Source organism: Streptomyces sp. ASQP_92 (genome assembly GCF_025399895.1).
Lineage (GTDB): Bacteria > Actinomycetota > Actinomycetes > Streptomycetales > Streptomycetaceae > Streptomyces.
Genome location: NZ_JAODUA010000015.1, coordinates 20,505 through 39,378, shown reverse-complemented (window position 1 = coordinate 39,378; position 18,874 = coordinate 20,505). Strand labels below are relative to the sequence as shown.

The 18,874-nt window shown below is 71.2% G+C and carries 18 protein-coding genes; 12 read left to right on the top strand and 6 right to left on the bottom strand.

Features of this window, described 5'->3' with window-relative positions:
* Window positions 1-125: 125 nt before the first annotated feature.
* From N4G70_RS26795 to N4G70_RS26760, 8 genes are all read left to right on the top strand, one after another.
* Window positions 126-1,649 (top strand): catalase, encoded by a 1,524-nt coding sequence (locus tag N4G70_RS26795; protein ID WP_261715287.1) that lies wholly within the window; start codon window positions 126-128, stop codon window positions 1,647-1,649.
* Between the two features lie 182 nt (window positions 1,650-1,831).
* The gene (locus tag N4G70_RS26790; protein ID WP_261715286.1) at window positions 1,832-2,593 is read left to right on the top strand and encodes a DUF1206 domain-containing protein; all 762 of its coding nucleotides are present in this window, start codon (window positions 1,832-1,834) and stop codon (window positions 2,591-2,593) included.
* A 353-nt stretch (window positions 2,594-2,946) separates the two neighbouring features.
* On the top strand, window positions 2,947-3,129 hold the full coding sequence (locus N4G70_RS26785) for a DUF6381 family protein (RefSeq protein ID WP_261715285.1): 183 nt from the start codon (window positions 2,947-2,949) through the stop codon (window positions 3,127-3,129).
* A 165-nt stretch (window positions 3,130-3,294) separates the two neighbouring features.
* Window positions 3,295-3,831 carry an isochorismatase family cysteine hydrolase gene (locus N4G70_RS26780; protein WP_261715419.1) on the top strand — a complete coding sequence of 179 codons (537 nt, stop codon included), beginning with the start codon at window positions 3,295-3,297 and terminating at the stop codon, window positions 3,829-3,831.
* Window positions 3,832-3,978: 147 nt separating this feature from the next.
* Entirely contained in the window at window positions 3,979-7,212 is a 3,234-nt protein-coding gene (gene fdh / locus N4G70_RS26775; protein ID WP_261715284.1) for a formate dehydrogenase, read from the top strand.
* Window positions 7,209-8,159, top strand: a complete 951-nt coding sequence (locus N4G70_RS26770; protein WP_261715283.1) for a 4Fe-4S dicluster domain-containing protein — start codon at window positions 7,209-7,211, stop codon at window positions 8,157-8,159. The genes fdh and N4G70_RS26770 overlap by 4 nt, the downstream gene beginning before the upstream one ends.
* Window positions 8,160-8,233: 74 nt before the next feature.
* The gene (gene nrfD / locus N4G70_RS26765) at window positions 8,234-9,127 is read left to right on the top strand and encodes an NrfD/PsrC family molybdoenzyme membrane anchor subunit (RefSeq protein ID WP_399037051.1); all 894 of its coding nucleotides are present in this window, start codon (window positions 8,234-8,236) and stop codon (window positions 9,125-9,127) included.
* Window positions 9,128-9,218: 91 nt separating this feature from the next.
* Window positions 9,219-9,503 (top strand): DUF5133 domain-containing protein, encoded by a 285-nt coding sequence (locus N4G70_RS26760; RefSeq protein WP_261715281.1) that lies wholly within the window; start codon window positions 9,219-9,221, stop codon window positions 9,501-9,503.
* 134 nt (window positions 9,504-9,637) lie between these two features.
* Here the strand turns inward: N4G70_RS26760 and N4G70_RS26755 are convergent, their stop codons facing one another.
* Genes N4G70_RS26755 through N4G70_RS26745 form a run of 3 tightly spaced genes read right to left on the bottom strand, consistent with a single transcriptional unit; the run spans window position 9,638 to window position 12,059 of the window.
* Window positions 9,638-10,303 carry a response regulator transcription factor gene (locus N4G70_RS26755; RefSeq protein WP_261715280.1) on the bottom strand — a complete coding sequence of 222 codons (666 nt, stop codon included), beginning with the start codon at window positions 10,301-10,303 and terminating at the stop codon, window positions 9,638-9,640.
* Window positions 10,300-11,493 (bottom strand): sensor histidine kinase, encoded by a 1,194-nt coding sequence (locus tag N4G70_RS26750; RefSeq protein ID WP_399036963.1) that lies wholly within the window; start codon window positions 11,491-11,493, stop codon window positions 10,300-10,302. The genes N4G70_RS26755 and N4G70_RS26750 overlap by 4 nt, the downstream gene beginning before the upstream one ends.
* A gap of 20 nt (window positions 11,494-11,513) precedes the next feature.
* Window positions 11,514-12,059 carry a hypothetical protein gene (locus N4G70_RS26745; protein ID WP_261715279.1) on the bottom strand — a complete coding sequence of 182 codons (546 nt, stop codon included), beginning with the start codon at window positions 12,057-12,059 and terminating at the stop codon, window positions 11,514-11,516.
* A 173-nt stretch (window positions 12,060-12,232) separates the two neighbouring features.
* Between N4G70_RS26745 and N4G70_RS26740 the strand changes: the two genes are divergently transcribed.
* On the top strand, window positions 12,233-12,895 hold the full coding sequence (locus tag N4G70_RS26740) for a hypothetical protein (protein ID WP_261715278.1): 663 nt from the start codon (window positions 12,233-12,235) through the stop codon (window positions 12,893-12,895).
* Window positions 12,896-12,932: 37 nt separating this feature from the next.
* On the opposite strand, the gene N4G70_RS26735 is transcribed toward N4G70_RS26740, so the two are convergent.
* The gene (locus N4G70_RS26735) at window positions 12,933-13,460 is read right to left on the bottom strand and encodes a YcxB family protein (RefSeq protein ID WP_261715277.1); all 528 of its coding nucleotides are present in this window, start codon (window positions 13,458-13,460) and stop codon (window positions 12,933-12,935) included.
* A 280-nt stretch (window positions 13,461-13,740) separates the two neighbouring features.
* On the opposite strand from N4G70_RS26735, the gene N4G70_RS26730 reads away from it, so the two are divergent.
* Window positions 13,741-14,328, top strand: coding sequence for a pyridoxamine 5'-phosphate oxidase family protein (locus tag N4G70_RS26730; protein WP_261715276.1), 588 nt, complete (start codon window positions 13,741-13,743; stop codon window positions 14,326-14,328).
* A gap of 90 nt (window positions 14,329-14,418) precedes the next feature.
* Here N4G70_RS26730 and N4G70_RS26725 read toward each other — a convergent pair whose 3' ends face one another.
* Window positions 14,419-15,801 (bottom strand): AMP-binding protein, encoded by a 1,383-nt coding sequence (locus N4G70_RS26725; RefSeq protein WP_261715275.1) that lies wholly within the window; start codon window positions 15,799-15,801, stop codon window positions 14,419-14,421.
* A gap of 437 nt (window positions 15,802-16,238) precedes the next feature.
* Here N4G70_RS26725 and N4G70_RS26720 point away from each other — a divergent pair, with 437 nt between their 5' ends.
* Window positions 16,239-17,150 carry an endo-beta-N-acetylglucosaminidase H gene (locus N4G70_RS26720; protein WP_261715417.1) on the top strand — a complete coding sequence of 304 codons (912 nt, stop codon included), beginning with the start codon at window positions 16,239-16,241 and terminating at the stop codon, window positions 17,148-17,150.
* Between the two features lie 40 nt (window positions 17,151-17,190).
* On the opposite strand, the gene N4G70_RS26715 is transcribed toward N4G70_RS26720, so the two are convergent.
* Entirely contained in the window at window positions 17,191-18,069 is an 879-nt protein-coding gene (locus N4G70_RS26715) for an alpha/beta fold hydrolase (protein ID WP_261715274.1), read from the bottom strand.
* A gap of 70 nt (window positions 18,070-18,139) precedes the next feature.
* Between N4G70_RS26715 and N4G70_RS26710 the strand changes: the two genes are divergently transcribed.
* A complete protein-coding gene (locus N4G70_RS26710; RefSeq protein ID WP_261715273.1) occupies window positions 18,140-18,742 on the top strand; it encodes a TetR family transcriptional regulator in 603 nt (200 codons plus the stop codon).
* Window positions 18,743-18,874: the final 132 nt, after the last annotated feature.

The following is an 18,874-nucleotide window of genomic DNA, read 5'->3' as shown; positions in this document are numbered from 1 at the left end:
CCTTGCGACCGATGCGTACGGGTTTGCCGCCGGGCGGGGCGGGCTACACGCGTAGTGCCACGTTCCTCTTCCTGGTCGTGGCTGAGCAGCGTTGCACCCCGCACCGTATGACGGAGGGCAGACCGATGACCGACACTCCACGCCCGGCCACCACGGCCGATTCCGGTGCTCCGGTGGAGAGCGATGAACACTCCCTCACAGTCGGCCCGGGCGGGCCGATCCTGTTGCAGGACGCCTATCTGATCGAGCAGATGGCGCAGTTCAACCGGGAGCGCATCCCCGAGCGGCAGCCACACGCCAAGGGAAGCGGTGCCTTCGGGCACTTCGAAGTGACCCATGACGTCAGCGCCTACACCAAGGCCGCGCTCTTCCAGCCCGGCACCAGGACCGAACTGGTCGCCCGGTTCTCGACCGTCGCCGGGGAGCGCGGCAGCCCGGACACCTGGCGTGACCCCCGGGGCTTCGCGCTGAAGTTCTACACCAGCGAAGGCAACTACGACATGGTGGGCAACAACACCCCCGTGTTCTTCGTCAAGGACCCGATGAAGTTCCAGCACTTCATCCGTTCCCAGAAGCGCCGCGCGGACAACAACCTGCGCGACCACGACATGCAGTGGGACTTCTGGACCCTCTCCCCCGAGTCGGCCCACCAGGTCACCTGGCTGATGGGTGACCGCGGCATCCCGCGCACCTGGCGCCACATGAACGGTTACACCTCGCACACCTACATGTGGATCAACGCGCAGGGTGAGCGCTTCTGGGTGAAGTACCACTTCAAGACGGACCAGGGCATCGAGTACTTCACCCAGCACGAGGCCGACCAGATGGCCGCGGTCGACACGGACTACCACACGCGTGATCTCTTCGAGCACATCCGCGACGGAGACTTCCCGAGCTGGACCCTGCACGTGCAGATCATGCCGTACGAGGAGGCGGCGACCTACCGGTTCAACCCGTTCGACCTGACCAAGGTGTGGCCGCACGGCGACTACCCGCTGATCCAGGTCGGCCGGATGACCCTGGACCGCAACCCCACCGACAACCACGCCGAGATCGAGCAGGCGGCCTTCCAGCCCAACAACCTGGTCCCCGGCATCGGCCCGAGCCCGGACCGGATGCTGCTGGCCCGGCTGTTCTCGTACGCCGACGCCCACCGCCACCGCATCGGCGGCAACTACCAGCAGCTCCCCGTCAACGCCCCCGTGGTCCCGGTGAACACGTACTCCAAGGACGGGGCGATGGCGTACCGCAAGACCACCGACCCGGTCTACGCGCCGAACTCCAAGGGCGGCCCGGCGGCGGACACCGAGCGGTACGGCAACCCGCCGAGCTGGTACGCCGACGGGGAGATCACCCGGGCCGCGTACGTCGATCACGCCGAGGACGACGACTGGGGCCAGCCGGGCACGATGGTGCGCGAGGTCCTCGACGACGCGGCCCGCGACCGGCTGGTGGACAACGTGGTCGGCCACCTCCTGAACGGCGTCACCGAGCCCGTGCTGCAACGGGCCTTCCAGTACTGGTCCAACATCGACAAGACGATCGGGCAGCGCATCGAGCAGGGGGTCCGCGCCAAGGCGGACGAGATGGACCCCAAGGCCGGGGAGCAGGGCAACCCCGCACGGCGGGACATGCAGGCCAAGGCCTGACCCCGCTCTTCCCCGGAGGGCGTTCAGGACGCCGGGCGCATGAGCCCGGCGTCCTTGGGCACCCGGCGACAAGGGCGCGTCCTCGCGCCCCAGGGACCGGGGAAGGCGAGGGCAACGTGACGTCGTCACACATACAGAGAAGCCGCGGCGGGGCGGGGAACCGAATCTCGGGAACGGACACGGTGAGTGCCGCGGGCCGGGCCGGGTTCGTGGCCCGGGGCGTCGTGTACGTCCTGATCGGGGTGCTGGCCATCCGTATCGCCGTCGGGAGCGGCGGCGGTCAGGCGGACCGTGAGGGAGCGCTGGCCGAGGTCTCCGGGCGGCCCTTCGGGGCCGCGGTGCTGTGGGCGCTGGCCGTCGGCTTCGGCTGTATGGCTCTGTGGCGCGGGATCCGGGCGATACGGGCGCGCGGCGGCGACCGCAAGGTCGCCTCGCGGCTCATGGACGGTGGCCGTGCGGTGTTCTACGCCACGGTGTGCTGGGGAACGGTCACTTTCGCCGCCGGCACCGACCGCGGCTCCAACGGCAACGCGAAGTCCCGTGACTGGACCCGCACGGCACTCCAACTCCCTTACGGGCAGCCCCTGGTGGGCGCGGCGGGTTGTGTGCTCGCCGGTATCGGCGTGGTGCTCGCGGTACGCGCGGCGATGCGCCGCTTCCTGCGCCGCCTCGACCTCGCGGCCACGCCCACCGGGACCCGGCAGGTCGTCACCGCGCTGGGTGTGGGTGGCGGAGTGGCCCGCGGCATGGTCGCGACGGCGGCCGGGATCTTCGTTCTGGTGGCGGCCATCCGCTTCGACCCCCAGCAGGCCAAGGGCGTGGACGCCACCCTGCGCAGCCTCGCCGGGACACCCGCCGGGCCATGGCTGCTGGTCGCCGTCGCGATCGGACTGATGCTGTTCGGCGCCTTCTCCTTCGCCTCGGCACGCTGGCGTCGTATGTGAGACCGCGGCACGGGTGCGTCCCTCGGCCGCCGCGGGTCCAAGGTCCCGGGCTCCGTGACCAACGTCCTCGATGGTGCCGGAACGCGGGGGCGCCCGTTTACGCGGAGGGGTCCAGGGCAGACGGACGTTGTGCTTCGGACCGGAGGCGCATCCGCAGGACAGGTCTTACCCGCGCGGGTCCCCTCCGGCTGTGCCCCGTGCGCGTGACACGGCATGGCGGCCGAGCGCGTCCGCCCGCCGGGCGCATGCGTGCCGCCCGGGCCCGCCTCGCGGGCCGCGACGCGGAACACCCCCGGAGCCGGACCACGGCGGAACCCCGAGTACACCCCTTCTCACAGAACGGCGGAGCGTCCATGAACACGGCCAGTCACCTCGGCAGAAGCGTCCAGCACTTCCGCGCCCAGATCCGGGAACTCGGCAAGGCGGCCGAGCGCGCCCGCGACCCCGAGCTGCGCCGACGTCTCCAGGACAAGGCGCGCCGCCTCCAGGAACGGTGCGAACAGGAAGCGGATACCGCCGTCCCGTCGGCCGGGTAGCCCCACCGGCCGGGCAGGCGTGAGGCTCCCGTGGGCGGACCGCATCGCGGTTCGCCCGCACCCGCAGGAGGGCCGCCCGGCGACACACAAGGACACGGCAGCACACGCCCCGCCCCGATCGCAGCGGGGGTGGGAGCGGCGCAAGATGGGCGCATGGGTAGTCGCATGGGAAGCACGGCGCTGATCGTCATCGACATGATCAACACCTACGAGCACGAGGACGCCCACCTGCTCGTTCCCTCGGTGAAGGCCATCCTGCCCACCGTGGCGGAGCTGCTGGCCTCCGCCCGCCGGAGCGATGTCCCCGTGATCTACGCGAATGACAACTTCGGCGAATGGCGCTCCCACCACGGGGAGCTGCTCGACACCGCGCTGCGCGGGCCGCACGCCGATCTGGTGCGGCCGATCGCGCCGGAGAAGCAGTCCCTGTTCGTCATCAAGGCACGCCATTCGATCTTCTTCGAGACACCTCTCGAATACCTCTTGGGCCAGCAGGGCGTCGACCATGTGGTGCTGTGCGGGCAGGTCACCGAGCAGTGCGTCCTCTACTCGGCACTCGACGCGCACATTCGTCATCTGAAGGTGACGGTGCCGCGCGACGCCGTCGCCCACATCCATGAGGATCTCGCCGAGGCCGCCCTGCGCATGATGGAACGCAACATGGGCGCGCGAATCCCGGTCGCAGCCGACCTGCACTTCTGAGCCCGGGGCCATTCGGCTGCCCTAGCCGTTCCCGCCCCACCGCATGGCCCGAGGGATGGCCTCCGGTCGCCGTAGCGCGCGTGGCGGGTCAGCCTGGGAGAGGCGCCGACCACGGTCGCGGACGGCGGGCGCAGAGAGGAAGCTCCCATGGGTGTGCGCAAGCGGGCCAGAAGCTGGCCGCTCTACCGTCAGCTCAAGGGGGCCGATCCGCTGGGCCGGGGCACCGCGGCGAAGTCGGAACACACCGAGCGGCTCAGGCCCCGTACCGAAACCGCCGACCGGGTGGTGCGTTCCATCTGCCCCTACTGCGCGGTCGGCTGCGGCCAGCAGGTCTACGTCAAGGACGACAAGGTCGTCCAGATCGAGGGCGATCCCGATTCGCCGATCAGCCGGGGGCGGCTGTGCCCCAAGGGCTCGGCCACGCTCCAGCTGACCACGGGCGCGTCCCGTGAGCACCAGGTGCTGTACCGCAGGCCGTACGGCACCGACTGGGAACCGCTGGATCTGGAGACCGCCATGGACATGGTGGCCGAGCGCGTCATCGAGACCCGGCGGCGCACCTGGGAGTGGGAGCACGAGGGCAATCGCACCGCGCGCACCCTCGGCATCGCGAGCCTGGGCGGCGCGACGCTGGACAACGAGGAGAACTACCTGATCAAGAAGCTCCTCACGGGCCTTGGCGTGGTCCAGGTGGAGAACCAGGCGCGGGTGTGTCACAGCTCCACGGTCACCGGCCTCGGGACCTCGTTCGGGCGTGGCGGGGCCACCACGTTCATGCAGGACCTCCAGCACGCCGACTGCATCGTCATCCAGGGCTCCAACTTCGCCGAGGCCCATCCGGTCGGCTTCCAGTGGGTGATGGAGGCGAAGGCGCGCGGCGCCCGGATCATCCACGTGGACCCGCGTTTCACCCGGACCAGCGCGCTGGCCGACCTGCATGTACCGATCCGGGCCGGCAGCGACATCGCGTTCCTCGGCGGGATCATCAACTACGTCCTGACCGAGGAGAAGGACTTCCGCGAGTACGTCATCGCCTACACCAACGCGGCGACGCTGGTCGGCGAGGACTTCCGCGACACCGAGGACCTCGACGGCGTCTTCTCCGGCCTCGACGAGGACGGCCGCCACTACGACCCGACGAGCTGGCAGTACGAGGGCGTCGCCATGCGGGCGCCGGCGGGCGCCGTGGACGAGCGGACCCAGCACTTGGGCGGGCCCGAGACACACGGTTCGGGTGGCGCGCAGACCCGCGGCACACCGCCCCGCGACGAGACGCTCAGGCATCCGCGCTGCGTGTACCAGATCCTCAAGCGCCACTACGCGCGCTACACACCGGAGTTGGTGGAGCAGACCTGCGGGGTGCCGCGCGAGGCGTTCCTGCGAGTGTGCGAGGACCTCACCGCGAACTCGGGCCGGGAACGGACGAGCGCGTTCGTGTACGCGGTGGGCTGGACCCAGCACTCGGTGGGTTCGCAGTACATCCGCGCGGCGAGCGTGCTCCAGTTGCTGCTCGGCAACATCGGCCGTCCCGGCGGCGGCATCCAGGCGCTGCGCGGCCACGCCTCGATCCAGGGCTCCAGCGACATCCCCACCCTGTACAACCTGCTGCCCGGCTATCTGCCGATGCCGCACGCCCGCTCGCACGAGACGCTGGACGACTTCATCCGGGCCAGTCGCACCGAGAAGGGCTTCTGGGGCAACATGCGGGCGTACGTCGTCAGCCTCCTGCGGGCGTACTACGGCGAGGCGGCGACCGCGGACAACGACTTCTGCTTCGACCACCTGCCGCGGCTGACCGGTTCGCACTCGACGTACGACACGGTGATGGCGCAGCTCGACGGGGTGTGCAAGGGGTACTTCCTGCTGGGCGAGAACCCCGCCGTGGGCTCGGCCAACACACGGTTGCAACGGCTCGGCATGGCGCGGCTCGAATGGCTGGTGGTGCGGGACTTCTCGCTCATCGAGTCGGCGACCTGGTGGCAGGACGGCCCCGAGATCGAGACGGGCGAGCTGCGCACCCGGGACATCGCCACCGAGGTGTTCTTCTTCCCGGCCGCGGCGCACACCGAGAAGTCGGGCTCCTTCACCAACACCAACCGGTGGCTCCAGTGGCACCACGCGGCGGTCGAGCCCGAGGGCGATGCCCGCAGTGACCTGTGGTTCATGTACCACCTGGGCCGGCGCATCAAGGCGGCCCTGGCCGCTTCAAGTGACCCGATGGACCGGCCTGTACAGGACCTGACCTGGGACTATCCGGTGGACGGGCCGCTGGACGAACCCATCGCGACGGCCGTGCTCGCCGAGATCAACGGGCACGGCCCGGACGGGGCTCCGCTGTCCGCCTACACCGAGCTCAAGGACGACGGTTCGACGCGGTGCGGCTGCTGGATCTACTGCGGGGTGTACGCGGACGGCGTCAACCAGGCAGCCCGCCGCACACCGGGCGGTGAGCAGGACTGGGTGGCCGCCGAATGGGCCTGGGCATGGCCCGCCAACCGGCGCATCCTCTACAACCGCGCCTCGGCCGCACCGGACGGAACGCCCTGGAGCGAACGCAAGGCGTATGTGTGGTGGGACGGCGAGCAGGGCCGGTGGACCGGCCACGACGTCCCCGACTTCGTCCCCGGCCTGCCCCCCGGCCACGTGCCTCCCGACGACGCCGAGGGCCCGGACGCGCTGCGCGGTGACGACCCGTTCATCATGCAGGCCGACGGCAAGGGCTGGCTGTACGCGCCCGCCGGCCTGGAGGACGGGCCGCTGCCCACCCACTACGAGCCGCAGGACTCGCCCTTCGGCAACCTCCTCCACCCGTCGACGCCCCGCTCTCCGGTGCGTCAGCTGCTGCCGAGGGAGGGCAACCGCTATCACCCGAGCGGCGACGAGCCGGGCGCCGGAGTCTTCCCCTACATCGTCACCACCCACCGCCTCACCGAGCACTTCACGGCGGGTGGCATGAGCCGCTGGTCGTCCCATCTCGCCGAGCTGCAACCGGAGTTGTTCTGCGAGGTCTCCCCTCAACTGGCCGCCGAGCGCGGTCTTGAGCACACCGGCTGGGCCACCATCGTCACGGCCCGCAACGCGATCGAGGCCCGCGTCCTGGTCACCGAGCGGATCAGACCCCTGACGGTGCACGGCCGTACCGTGCACCAGATCGGTCTGCCCTTCCACTGGGGGCCCAACGGGATGGTCACCGGGGACGCCGCGAACGAGCTGATGGCGATCGCCCTGGACCCCAACTCCCACATCCAGGAGGACAAGGCGCTCACCGCCGACATCCGGCCCGGCCGCCGGCCGCGCGGGCCGGATCTGCCGAAGCTTGTGGCGGAGTACCGCGAGCGGGCGGGCATCACCGACTCGACGGGGACGGAGGTACGCAAATGACGGACCGTCACCTGTTGAGCGGGCCCGAGCCCGATCCGGCGCGCGACGCGGGCCACGCCGAACCGCCGCCGCGCGTGGGGTTCTTCACCGACACCTCGGTCTGCATCGGCTGCAAGGCCTGCGAGGTGGCGTGCAAGGAGTGGAACGCCATCCCCGAGGACGGGCTCTCGCTCACCGGCATGAGCTACGACAACACCCAGGGACTCGGCGCCTCGACCTGGCGCCACGTCGCGTTCATCGAGCAGCAGACACCCGCACCGGACGGACGGACCCAACTGCCCATGCTGGGCGAGCAGTTCACGTCGCCCAGCGAGCCCGATGGAGTGGCGGGGCAGTCCGCTCCCCCAAGCGAGGCCGGCGAATTGCGGTGGCTGATGTCGTCCGACGTGTGCAAGCACTGCACCCACGCCGCCTGCCTGGACGTGTGTCCCACCGGCTCCCTGTTCCGCACCGAGTTCGGCACGGTCGTCGTGCAGGAGGACATCTGCAACGGCTGCGGCTACTGCGTGCCCGCCTGCCCCTACGGCGTGATCGAGCAACGGCCGAGCGACGGAAGGGCGTTCAAATGCACCCTGTGCTACGACCGTCTCGGCGCGGGACAGGAGCCGGCCTGCGCCAAGGCCTGCCCGACACAGTCCATCCAGTTCGGCCCGCTGGAGGAGTTGCGCGAGCGGGCCGCGCTGCGGCTCGGCCAGTTGCGGGAGTCGGGCGTGGCGGGGGCCCGCCTCTACGGCCATGAGGACCACGACGGCGCCGGCGGGGACGGGGCGTTCTTCCTGCTGCTCGACGAGCCGGAGGTCTACGGGCTGCCACCAGCGCCCGTGGTCACCACCCGCGATCTGCCCGCCATGTGGAAGCACGCGGGCGCGGCCGCCCTTGCCCTGCTCGGCGGGATGGCCGCGTCCTTCGCGCTGCCCGCGATCGCACGACGGAGGTACCCACGATGAGCGAGGCAGGCACGGCACGGGCATCCGAGGGGAAGGGCGCCGGGCGGAGACGGGGGCGACGCGGCGAGCAACTGATGGTGCCGAGCGCCGAGTTCGGATCGTACTACGGCAGGCCCATCATCAAGGCACCTTCGTGGGCACCCCAGGACATCGCCGGGTACTTCTTCCTCGGCGGGCTGGCGGGCGCGGGCTCGGTGCTCGCGGCGGGCGCCCAGCTCACGGGGCGCACGGCGACGGCGTCCGCCATGAAGCTGTCCTCGCTGGCGGCCGTGTCGCTGTCCGCGGCGGCACTCGTCCACGACCTCGGCAGGCCGGGCCGGTTCGCGAACATGCTGCGGGTGTTCAAGCCGACCTCGCCGATGAGCGTCGGTTCCTGGCTGCTCGCGGCCTACGGCCCGGCCGCGGGCGCGGCCGCCCTGACGGCCGTGACGGGACGGCTGCCCCGCACCGGTGCGGCCGCGACGGCGGGCGCGGCCCTGCTCGGGCCGGCCGTCGCCTCGTACACGGCGGTCCTCGCGGCCGACACGGCGGTGCCCGCCTGGCACGGCGCCCACCGTGAACTGCCCTATCTCTTCGCGGCGTCGGCGACCGCGGCGGCCGCGGGGATGGCTCTGGTCGTCGGGCCGTCGCACGAGAGTGCCCCCGCGCGCTGCGCCGCTCCGCTCGCCGCGCTCGCCGAGGCGGCCGCGACCCGGTGCGCCCGGCGCCGCCTGGGCATGGTGGCCGAGACCTACGAAGAGGGCCGGGCGGGGGCTCTGCTCAAGGCGGCCGAGGTCCTGTCCGTGTGCGGCTCGCTCGCGGGCGCGCTGGCCGGCCGGCCCCGCCCGGTCGCCGTAGCGAGCGGGATCGCGCTGCTGGCGGGCTCGGTCTGCACCCGCTTCGGCGTCTTCGCCGCGGGCATCGCGTCGGCCGAGGACCCCCGGTACACCGTCGTTCCCCAGCGGGCCGGGCTCGACGCCACCCCCTGAGGAACGCTCGCCCCGCCCGATCCGGCACGCCCCCGACACCGGACGGAACGCCGGGCCCCTGCGAGCAGGGCCCCACGGCCAGGAGGACACCATGCTGCTGCCCGACAAGGCGGCCCTCGCCCGTCTGCTCACCCGCTATCGCACGCAAGAACGCTCGGTGCTCGCGCAGCCGCACCGGGCGGACCTGCACCGCGCCCTCGAGGACACCGCCTACACCCTGTGCGTGCTGATGGACGAGCGCACCGTGCAGGCCGCCGTCCGGGCCGCCGAGCGGTATCTGGGCCGGGCGGGGCACAGCCCGGTCCCCGAACGCCCCCCGGCCCGTACCGAACCGGGAGGCGACCGGCGCCACTCCTCCGGCGGCCACGGGCGGTGAACCCCACGAGGCCGTCGCACAGCCCCTGGCCGGACGTCCGCCTCATCAACAGGCCACTCCCGTAAGCGACTTCCTCAAGCTCCACCGACGCCCCAGCAGCTGGACCCGTCCGCGGCCTTCCGCCGGGCACGGGGTCAGGCCAGGCCGGCCGCGATGGCGCGGCGTACCGCGTCGGCGCGGTCCCGGATGTCCGCCTTGGCGAACAGGTTGTTGATGTGGGTCTTGACGGTGGCCTCGCTGATGAAGAGCTTCTCGGCGATCGCTCGATTGGGCAGGCCCTGGCCGATGAGGGTCAGCACCTCGCGTTCGCGCGGTGTGATGTCCCCGGGCAGCGGCTGCTGGGGCGCCGGGGCTTTGGTGCGGACCGTGGCCAGGAGCCGGTCCTGGACCTCCCGGTCGAGCACCGACTGTCCGGCCGCGGCCGCCCGGATGGCACGCGCGATGTCCTGGCGACCCGCGTTCTTGGTCAGGTATCCGCGGGCCCCGGCACTGAGCGCGGCCAGGATCGAGTCGTCGTCGGCGAAGGTGGTCAGGACGACCACGGCCACCTCCGGATGCTCCTCGGTCAACCGGCGCGTCGCGTCGATGCCGTCCATGACGGGCATCCGCAGGTCCATCAGGACCACGTCCACCGGCCCGGCCGCGGCGGCGGCGAGCACCTCTGTCCCGTCGGCGGCGGCCGCGACGACCTCGATGTCCTCGGCCAGACCGAGGACCGCGGCCAGCGGCTCCCGTACGGCGGCCTGGTCGTCCGCCACCACCACCCTCAACCGCCCCGTGTTCCGCGCCGGTTCACTCATCCCGGGATCACCGCCTCCACCTTCCAGCCGCCTTCGTCCGGGCCGGTGACGACCGGGCCCGCCGTGATCGTCCCGCCCAGGAGGGCGACCCGTTCACGCATGCCGATCAGCCCCATGCCGCTGCCCGCTCCGGCGCTCACCCTACGGGTCGCCGGTCCGTTGCGTACCGTCAGCGTCATGTTCCGGGCGGCGTACGTCAGCTCCACATGGACCGCGCCGCCGGGCGCGTGCCGGGCCGCGTTGGTCAGGGCTTCCTGGGCGATCCGCAGCAGGTTCTGGGTCACGGGGGACGGCACGTCGCGGGCGCTTCCCGTCACGGTCAGCGCGTCGCGGTGGCCGGAGGACTCCAGCATCGCGGTCACGCTCTCGACCAGCGGCAACGCGTCCTCGCGCAACGCGTGCACGGTCCACTGGGCCTGTTTCAGGCTCTCCTTGACCATGCTGTGCGCCTTCTTGTTCGCCTCGCGGACCCTGTCCAGGTCACCGGTGTCGATGAGCGCGTCCGCCAGCTCCAGTTGCATGTTGATGCCGGCCAGCGAGTGCGCCAGGACGTCGTGCACATCGCGGGCGATCCGGCTGCGCTCGGTCAGCACCGAGGTGCGGGCCTCGGCCCGGGCGGCCCGCTCGGCGGACTCGGCCGCCTCGATCGCCGCCCGCACGGCCCGCCGGCGGCTGCGGTTGAGCATGCCGATCAGCACCGGGGCGCCGGTGGTGAGGCCGAGCGTCCAGGGCAGCAGATCGTGGCTCGGGCCGAGGCGGAAGAACAGCACGCCACCGCACAGCACGCTGGACAGCGCCGCCAGGGCGAGGGCCGGCCGGGTCTCCAGGCGGACGCCGATGTGCCCGACGAGGAAGTACGCGAAGAGATAGCTCGCACCGCTGCTGCTCACCTCGAGCAGCGCCGCCGCCGCGACGACGCCCGCCGTCAGCCACACCAGGGCCACCCGCGGCGGCACCTTGTACATGGGCAGATGCCGGGCCGCCAGGGCCACACAGTTGACCAGGAGCAGCACGGCGACCGCCAGGCCCCGGCCGTCGAGGCCCAGCGGCCGGACCGTCCAGAGTGCGGAGACGATGACGAACAGGGTCGGGAGCCACTGGACCCGCGGGTCCTCACCGGGCTCGGGCCACGGGCCCGCCTCGTGGTGCGAGGCGGGCCCGTGGTCCGGGGCGTTCTGGGCTTCTGGCACGGCGTGACGATAGCTCACGGTCAGACCGTACGGTCGAGTGTCCGGGCGGTGCGCGCCACCACCGGGGCGAGCCCCTGGCGGGCGGTGACGATGCGGCTGCGGATGAAGATCGTGGCGACCCGCGTGACCACCTCGGTGACCGCCATCAGGACGAAGGCGGCCACCCAGGCCTGGTCGCTGGTGATGTGGTGGTCGATGCTGAACCGGGCGACGTGGCCGGCGCCGCCGTGGTCGACCCACACCTGGAAGCCCATCCGGGCGCCCATGCCGAGCACCCACAGGGCCGCGGAGACGGCGCCCGCCTTGATCAGCAGGTGCTCCCCCGCCCTGCGGATGCGGGTGTACACGCCGCCGGCGATGCCGAGCGCGGCACCCACGGCCATCAGCGCTCCGACGAGCACCAGGTCGTTGCCGGCGGTGGGAATGCCGTCGAGGTACGTGGAGGCCACATAGGCCACGATCCCCAGCGGGATCAAGAAGGTCTTGAGGTCGAGGCGGCCTTCCCGCAGCTGCCGGAAGACGACGAGGACGAGCGCGATGTCGGTGATCCAGTCGGTCGTTGTCATGCCTCAAGACTGCTGTCGGCGTGCCTCACGCACCTGGACCCATGGGTGGAACAAGGGGTGGAGATGGGCGGACACCGGTGCCGGCCCTCGCGCACCGCGTGCCCCGATGGGCCAACGGGGCAGGTGTCGCGCACCGGGCGGTACGAGCCGTGACGCCTGATCGTTCACGGGGCATGAAACGAGCTCATGGTGTGCGCCTGCTGGTGTCGGCCGCCGCGGTCCTGCTGACCGCCGCGCCCGCGTTCGGCGCCGTCGACTCCCCCGTCTTTCCCGCCCCGCACCGGACGGCCGCCGGCTCCTCCTCGGAGATGCCGGCCGTCGGCACCGAAGTCCCGTCGAACATGACCGGCCCCGACAGCGTCATCGAGGTGGGACCGGAGGTGATCACGGCCGACCTGTCAGGCGGCATCAAGCAGAAGGCGGAGCGCGACCCGCATCAGCCGAACCCCACCAGGAGCGTGCTGCTGCGCACCACCGGCTTCCACCTCGAAGGCACCTCCCCGGACCGGGAGTTCACGGTGACGATCGCCCTCAAGGGCACCGACACGCTCGCCGAGAGCAGTCTGCGGATGATGTCCGCCAGGCCGCCCCGGTTCGTCGAGCACGACGTCATCCTGGTGACGGTCAGCGTCGAGCGCCGCGGCGAACCCGCTCTCACCCTCGAAACCCATGCCCCGCTGAGCCTGAAGTGCACCGGCCTGACCCGGTTCCCGCCCGCCGACAGCCGCTATGAACTGGCGCGTCCGGTGGACCTGTTCGCGCCGGGTGAGTCGGTGCCCGTCGGCCGCATCCGGGCTCTCCCGACCGTTCGGGGCGCGTCCCCGATCACGCCGTAACCGCCGGTCCGTGAAAGGGCGTTGAGAGGCAGGTGTTTCAGATCCTGGTGCGGTGACGGTCGAGGAGCGCGCGCAGGCGCTCGACGGTCGCCTCGTCCTGCACCGCGCGCTTGGGCAGGATCGTGAGGCAGGTGGCGTTCTTGTCCCCGCTCAGCAGCACGAACAGCCGGGACGTCTCGACATACCGGGGCGCCGCCTGCCAGGTCATGGTCCCGGTTGCCTGCTGGTGGGCGACGGTGACGTCGGACTCGGTGACGGTGGTTCGGTAGTCGCCGTGTGCTTGCGCCAGCTTGCCGAACTGCCGGGACTGGAGGCGGGGCGTGCCCCACTGAAGCAGCGCGAAAGCCACCGGAATCACCAGGAGCGGCACCGGGATTTCGGAGTCCGTCACCGCCAGGAGCGCTATGAAGAACACCGCCAGGACGCACGCCAGGATGCTGAGCCGGCGGGAACGGCGGGCCGAGGCCGAGCCTTTGGTCCGGGCGATGAGCGCATCCTTGTAGTCCGCCGCCGTCAACCGGTACCGCAGTTCGACGCCGTCGACCGTCAGGTCTTCCACGCTCATCCCCACCACTCCCCTTGCGCCGCGCTTGTGCGCGGCGGACCATCCTAACCGCTGGTCACAGGGTGTTTGCCGGTGCCGGGGACGCCTGCGCGGCGCCCCGGCCGGCTCTTGCCCGGGTGGGTCGGTCCTGGCAGAGGCCGGTAGGCGACCGTCGCCGTGGCGCGAGCACCGCTCAACTCCCCTTACCGCCTTCTGTGTTGGCGGTCGACGGCTCACGCACCGCGACCGGGGCAGAAATTTTGTTAGACACACGAAGGTTTTCCGCACATAATCCTTAGACATGGGAAAGACTTATGAGCGCATCGACGGCCGGCTGCGCACCTTCATCGAGCAGCAGCCCGTCTTCTTCACGGCCACCGCGCCGCTGGTCGCGGACGGCACGGTCAACCTCTCCCCCAAGGGCCTCAAGGGTTCCTTCGCGGTGCTCGACGAGCAGCGGATCGCCTACCTCGACTTCGCGGGCAGCACGGCGGAAACCATCGCCCACCTGCGGGAGAACGGCCGGATAACGGTGATGTGGTGTGCCTTCGAGGGACCGCCCAACATCGTTCGGGTGCACGGCCGGGGCGAGCCCGTCTTCCGTGACGACCCGCGCTTCAAGGAACTGCTCACTCACTTCCCCGACATAGACCCGACCCGGCACGGGCTGCGCGCCATCATCGTGGTGACGGCCGAACTGGTCCGCGACTCCTGCGGATACGGGGTGCCCTTCATGTCGTACGACGAGGATCGCGATCTGCACGGCAGGCGCTTCGCGCGTGAGGACGACGCCTCGCTGAGCGCGTACTTCAGCAAGAAGGACCACATCGCGCAGAGCCTCGACGGCCTGCCGGGGCTGCCCCTTCCGCTGCCGCCCAGCGACTTCTGAGAAGCCGCGCCACGCCCCCTCGGGCGCTTCCTGCCGTTGCCCCGGCACCGCTGTCGCTGGCCGGTCGAGCCTTCGGCCCACCGCCGTCCCTCACCGGTCGGCGGGGCCCTGGGGGACGATCGAGAAGTCTGCGGCACGGCCGAACAGTGCCAGGGTGCCGTCCGGGTTGCGCGACGCGAGCAGACCCGTGCGGAAGCGGCCATCGGCGGTGAAGGAGCGGGCGTTCTCCTCGGGCGCCCGGTAGTAGCCGCGCACCGTGTACGGGCCGCGCACCAGGAGTTCGCCGGGTTCGCCGTCGGGCACCTCCTTGCCCTCCGCGTCGACGATACGGATCTCATCGTCGGGCGACAGCGGGCGGCCGAGAGTGCTGAGCACCGCCTTCTCCGGATCGTCGGGCCGGGTGAGCAGGAGCAAACCCTCGGGCATGGCGAGGATCCGCTGAAGGCGACAGCCCAGCTCGGCGCCCAGCCGCCCGGCCGCTTCCGGGAGCGGGTCCGCGCCGATGAGGTGAACGCTCCGCAGAGAGCTCAAGTCGGCCTGGAACGCGGGCAGTACGTCGAGCCAGGCTCCGGCGTCGGAAGCCTCCACCGCCGCGACGGTCACCCTCTCGCGCGCGATGACCGCGAGACACGTGGCGGGTTCCGGGTCCTCGACCAGGACCACGGTGGCACCGGTGGCCAGGGCGCCGACAACCCCCGGGCCCGCGAAGGCGACAGGGGAATCGGGGGGCAGCGCCGCGAGATACACGTCGTTCGCGGTGAGCGCCACCGACTCGGCGGCGGCCCGCGCCTGATAGGCATAGTCGTTGTGGGTGCGCGGAATGAGCCGGGGCGCCTCGGCGGCACCGGTGGAGAGCAGGAAGAGCGCCACCTGGTCCGCGCTCAGCGCGAGCGCCGGACCGGGCGGCGAGTCGAGCGAGCCGAGCGGTGAGTACTGGCAGCCCGAGGGATCGGTCGTCAGACCGCCGTAAGGGGATGACGTGCCCGGCTCGTCCAGGGTGAACACCCGCCGCAGGAACGGCCATTGGGCCGCGGTGCGTCCCGCCATGGCCGTGTGGTCGAAACCCTGGTGCGTCGGGGGGGCGACGTAACCGATCGCCTGAGTGATCCGCACGATGCCGGGCACGTGCGGCTCACGGTACGAGAGCGGGCACAGGACCGGGACCGCTCCGGCCCGCATCAGGGCGAACACGGTGATGACACGCTCGGGAACGTTCGGAAGCTGGACGACGACCCGCTGCCCGGGCCGCAGGCCGCGCATCCGGAACGCGGCCGCCATCCGGTTCACGCTCCGGTTGAGGTGCGCGTAGGTGATGCGGGTGTCCCCGTGCACCAGCGCGGTTCGTGGCCCGTACTCCAAGGCCCAGTCACGCAGCAGGTTGTCCAGCGTATTGCCGCGCCAGTGCCCGGCCGCCCAGTAGCGGTCGACGAATTCCTCGGGCCAGGGTGTGCAGCCCTTGAGCAGGGGGGTCATACGCTTCCTTGTCGCTCGGCATGCCGCCACGCACCGCTCGTGGTGTGAAGCGCGGTGGCCTTCGGTGTTCCCGCGCGGCGCGGCCCCGCGGTGGAGGCCTGGCAATCCAACCCCGCAACTCCGCGGCGCTCAATGCGCGTTCCCGACCACGGGCACGTGACGCACTCGGCGGATGGTCCAACAGGCGCCTGTGAACTGGGGTCATGGCAGGGGCCAACCACGCTCGGCAGCACACCGCACGGGCACCGCCGAGGCCACGTCCGCGGGTTGGGGAGCGCCTTGATGACGCCTCCACACCGCAGGGAGGCGCCCTATCCGCGCCCGCGTCCGTGTGGCAGGCTCCCGTCTGGCCGAGATCCGGCGGGTGCGGAACGCGTCCGCCGTCGGTCCTGCGAACGGTTCATGAGGCAAGTCCTTGCGACAGGAGGCTGATGAGCATGCGCATCTTCGGTCGGAGCAGAGTGCGGACGACCGCGCTCGCGCTCCTTGCGGCTGCGGCACTGGTGGGCGGGGCGACGGTATCCACCCACGCTGCCGTGGCACCCGTCAAGAAGGGACCGGCCTCGGTGGCCTACATCGAGGTGAACAGCAACAGCATGCTCAACGCCGGCAAGTACAAGCTGGCCAACGGCGGCGGCAACGTGTTCGACGTGGCCGTCATCTTCGCCGCCAACATCAACTACGACACGACCAAGAAGTCCGCGTACCTGTACTTCAACGACAACGTCCGGCGAGTCCTCGACAACGCCCGGACGCAGATCCGCCCGCTCCAGGCCAAGGGCATCAAGGTGATGCTGTCGGTCCTCGGCAACCATCAGGGCGCCGGCTTCGCCAACTTCCCCTCCAAGAGCACGGCCACGGCCTTCGCCAAGCAGCTCTCGGACGCTGTGAACACCTACGGCCTGGACGGCATCGACTTCGACGACGAGTACGCCGAGTACGGCAACAACGGCACCGGGCAGCCCAACAGCAGCTCCTTCGTGTACCTGGTGTCCGCACTGCGCGCGAGCATGCCCGGCAAGCTGATCTCCCTGTACAACATCGGGCCCGCGGCATCGCGGCTGTCCTACGGCGGCGTGAACATAACGTCCGCGTTCAACTACGCCTGGAATCCGTACTACGGCACCTGGGGCGTCCCGGGCATCGCACTGCCCAAGTCCGCCGTGTCGCCGGCCGCCATCGACTTCGCGGCGACCTCGTCGAGCACCGCGGCCGCCCTCGCCAGGCGCACGGTCGGCGAAGGGTACGGCGTGTATCTCACGTACAACCTGGACGGCGCCGACCGGCACACATATGTCTCGGCCTTCACCCAGCAGTTGTACGGGAGTGACGCCGTCTACACCCCGTAGGAACCCCGCCCCGGCCCGGCCGCCGGATGCGGGGCCGCGCTCAGCGGGTCAGAAAGGCGCGCAGCGGCGGGATCAGGGCGGCCGGGTTGTCCTCCTGCACGTTGTGTCCCGCGTCCGGCACCACCACGAGTTCGCCGTCCGGAAGCTGCTCGACCAGTCGTTCCGCGGTGGACTGCGGAAGCACTTTGCTGCGTCCGCCGCGCACGAGCAGCACCGGCACCCGGGCGAGCCGGGTGGGGAGTTGCTCGATGGCGGTGAGGATCGCGGGGAAGTCGGGTGGTCGTGGATCGCCCTTCGGCACCCAGTCGCCGTCTGGGGCACGACGGAACAGCGTGCTCATCCGGTGGGCGACGCTCGCCCGGTCGGCCCTCGGGTTGAGCAGCATCGCGGCGTCCACCACCGCGCCGAGCTCGGCCACCGGGCCCAGCCCCTTCATGAAGGCCCGCATGCGTCCGGTGCTCTCGAAGTCCACGCCGGGGGCGACATCGATCAGCGCCAGCCGCTCGACCCGGCCGGGGTGGGTGTCGGCGACATGTGCGGCCACCACACCTCCGAGGGACATGCCGACCAGGCTCACCCGTTCCAGGCCCAGGTGGTCGGCCGCGGCGATGACGTCCTCGGCCATCGTGGCGATGCGATAGTCGTCGGACCAGTCGCTGTCGCCGTGGCCGCGCAGGTCCAGAGCCACGAGCCGGGCCTCCCCACGCAGGCCCAGGCAGACGAAATCCCAGGTGTGCGCGGTCAGTCCGCCCCCGTGCAACAGCAGGACATCGGGGCCCGCCCCGCCCCAGTCGAGTCCGTGCAGCCGGCGGCCCGACCGGCTGTAGAGGAACTCGGCCGGCGGATCCGGCGCCCGGACCCTCACCCCCAGCGTCGCTGCCAGCTCGGCCGTCGGCCAGGCCGTATCGCGTCCACCCATCGGGGCACCCCCTTACCTTGAGCATCCAAGGTAAGGGACCTACCTTGACGGGTCAAGGTAGGATGAGTGAGTGGCTACCCGAGTGCGACGCACACCCGACGAGGCGAAACGACAGATCCTGGAGGCGGCCGCCAAGCTGCTCGCCGCGGGCGGTCCCGCGGCCGTGCAGGTGCGGGCCGTGGCCGCCGAGGTCGGGGTGTCCGACGCCGCGGTCAACCACCACTTCGGAACCCGCGAGCGGCTGCTGTCGGCGCTGTTGCGCTTCGGCGGAACCACCCTCAAGTCCGAGTTGCACACGGCCCTGGCGGGGTGGACCGAGGGTGCGGCCGACCCGGCCGAACTCGTCCGGGTCCTGGCCGCGCTCTATGCCGGCGGTTTCGCCGAACTGGCCCTGGCACTGCGCCAGTTGGGGTGGCGGGACACCGGAAGCGGGCTGCTCGACGAGGTCGTCGACCGGCTGCACGCCCAGGCGCGGGCCAACTGCGCGACCACCGCCCGCACGGCCCCGACCCGCGAGGCGGTCCAGCTCGCCGTGGCCGCCGCGCATCAGGCCCTTGCCACGGAGCCCCTGTTCGGTGACGAGTTCCGCAGGAGCGTCGGACTGGACGCGGACGCCCGTGACCGCATGCTCGCCTGGTGGGTCGAGACCCTGCGCGCGCTTGTCGCCGGCTGAGACACGCCGCACGGCGGGACAACATGGCCGCCCGCCGTCAGGTCTCACCTACGAGAAGGCCTGACGGCGGGCGGCGGTCCGGTGTGGGGCATCAGCACATGGGCCACAGCCACATGCGCCCTCGTCCCTGAA

What these genes read in the sequence shown, in the direction of transcription:
- N4G70_RS26795 (WP_261715287.1), top strand. Translation starts at nt 126, where the DNA reads ATGACCGACACTCCACGCCCGGCCACCACGGCCGATTCCGGTGCTCCG.
- N4G70_RS26785 (WP_261715285.1), top strand. Translation starts at nt 2,947, where the DNA reads ATGAACACGGCCAGTCACCTCGGCAGAAGCGTCCAGCACTTCCGCGCC.
- N4G70_RS26780 (WP_261715419.1), top strand. Translation starts at nt 3,295, where the DNA reads ATGGGAAGCACGGCGCTGATCGTCATCGACATGATCAACACCTACGAG.
- fdh (WP_261715284.1), top strand. Translation starts at nt 3,979, where the DNA reads ATGGGTGTGCGCAAGCGGGCCAGAAGCTGGCCGCTCTACCGTCAGCTC.
- N4G70_RS26770 (WP_261715283.1), top strand. Translation starts at nt 7,209, where the DNA reads ATGACGGACCGTCACCTGTTGAGCGGGCCCGAGCCCGATCCGGCGCGC.
- nrfD (WP_399037051.1), top strand. Translation starts at nt 8,234, where the DNA reads ATGGTGCCGAGCGCCGAGTTCGGATCGTACTACGGCAGGCCCATCATC.
- N4G70_RS26760 (WP_261715281.1), top strand. Translation starts at nt 9,219, where the DNA reads ATGCTGCTGCCCGACAAGGCGGCCCTCGCCCGTCTGCTCACCCGCTAT.
- N4G70_RS26755 (WP_261715280.1), bottom strand. Translation starts at nt 10,303, where the DNA reads ATGAGTGAACCGGCGCGGAACACGGGGCGGTTGAGGGTGGTGGTGGCG.
- N4G70_RS26745 (WP_261715279.1), bottom strand. Translation starts at nt 12,059, where the DNA reads ATGACAACGACCGACTGGATCACCGACATCGCGCTCGTCCTCGTCGTC.
- N4G70_RS26740 (WP_261715278.1), top strand. Translation starts at nt 12,233, where the DNA reads ATGAAACGAGCTCATGGTGTGCGCCTGCTGGTGTCGGCCGCCGCGGTC.
- N4G70_RS26735 (WP_261715277.1), bottom strand. Translation starts at nt 13,460, where the DNA reads ATGAGCGTGGAAGACCTGACGGTCGACGGCGTCGAACTGCGGTACCGG.
- N4G70_RS26730 (WP_261715276.1), top strand. Translation starts at nt 13,741, where the DNA reads ATGGGAAAGACTTATGAGCGCATCGACGGCCGGCTGCGCACCTTCATC.
- N4G70_RS26725 (WP_261715275.1), bottom strand. Translation starts at nt 15,801, where the DNA reads ATGACCCCCCTGCTCAAGGGCTGCACACCCTGGCCCGAGGAATTCGTC.
- N4G70_RS26720 (WP_261715417.1), top strand. Translation starts at nt 16,239, where the DNA reads ATGCGCATCTTCGGTCGGAGCAGAGTGCGGACGACCGCGCTCGCGCTC.
- N4G70_RS26715 (WP_261715274.1), bottom strand. Translation starts at nt 18,069, where the DNA reads ATGGGTGGACGCGATACGGCCTGGCCGACGGCCGAGCTGGCAGCGACG.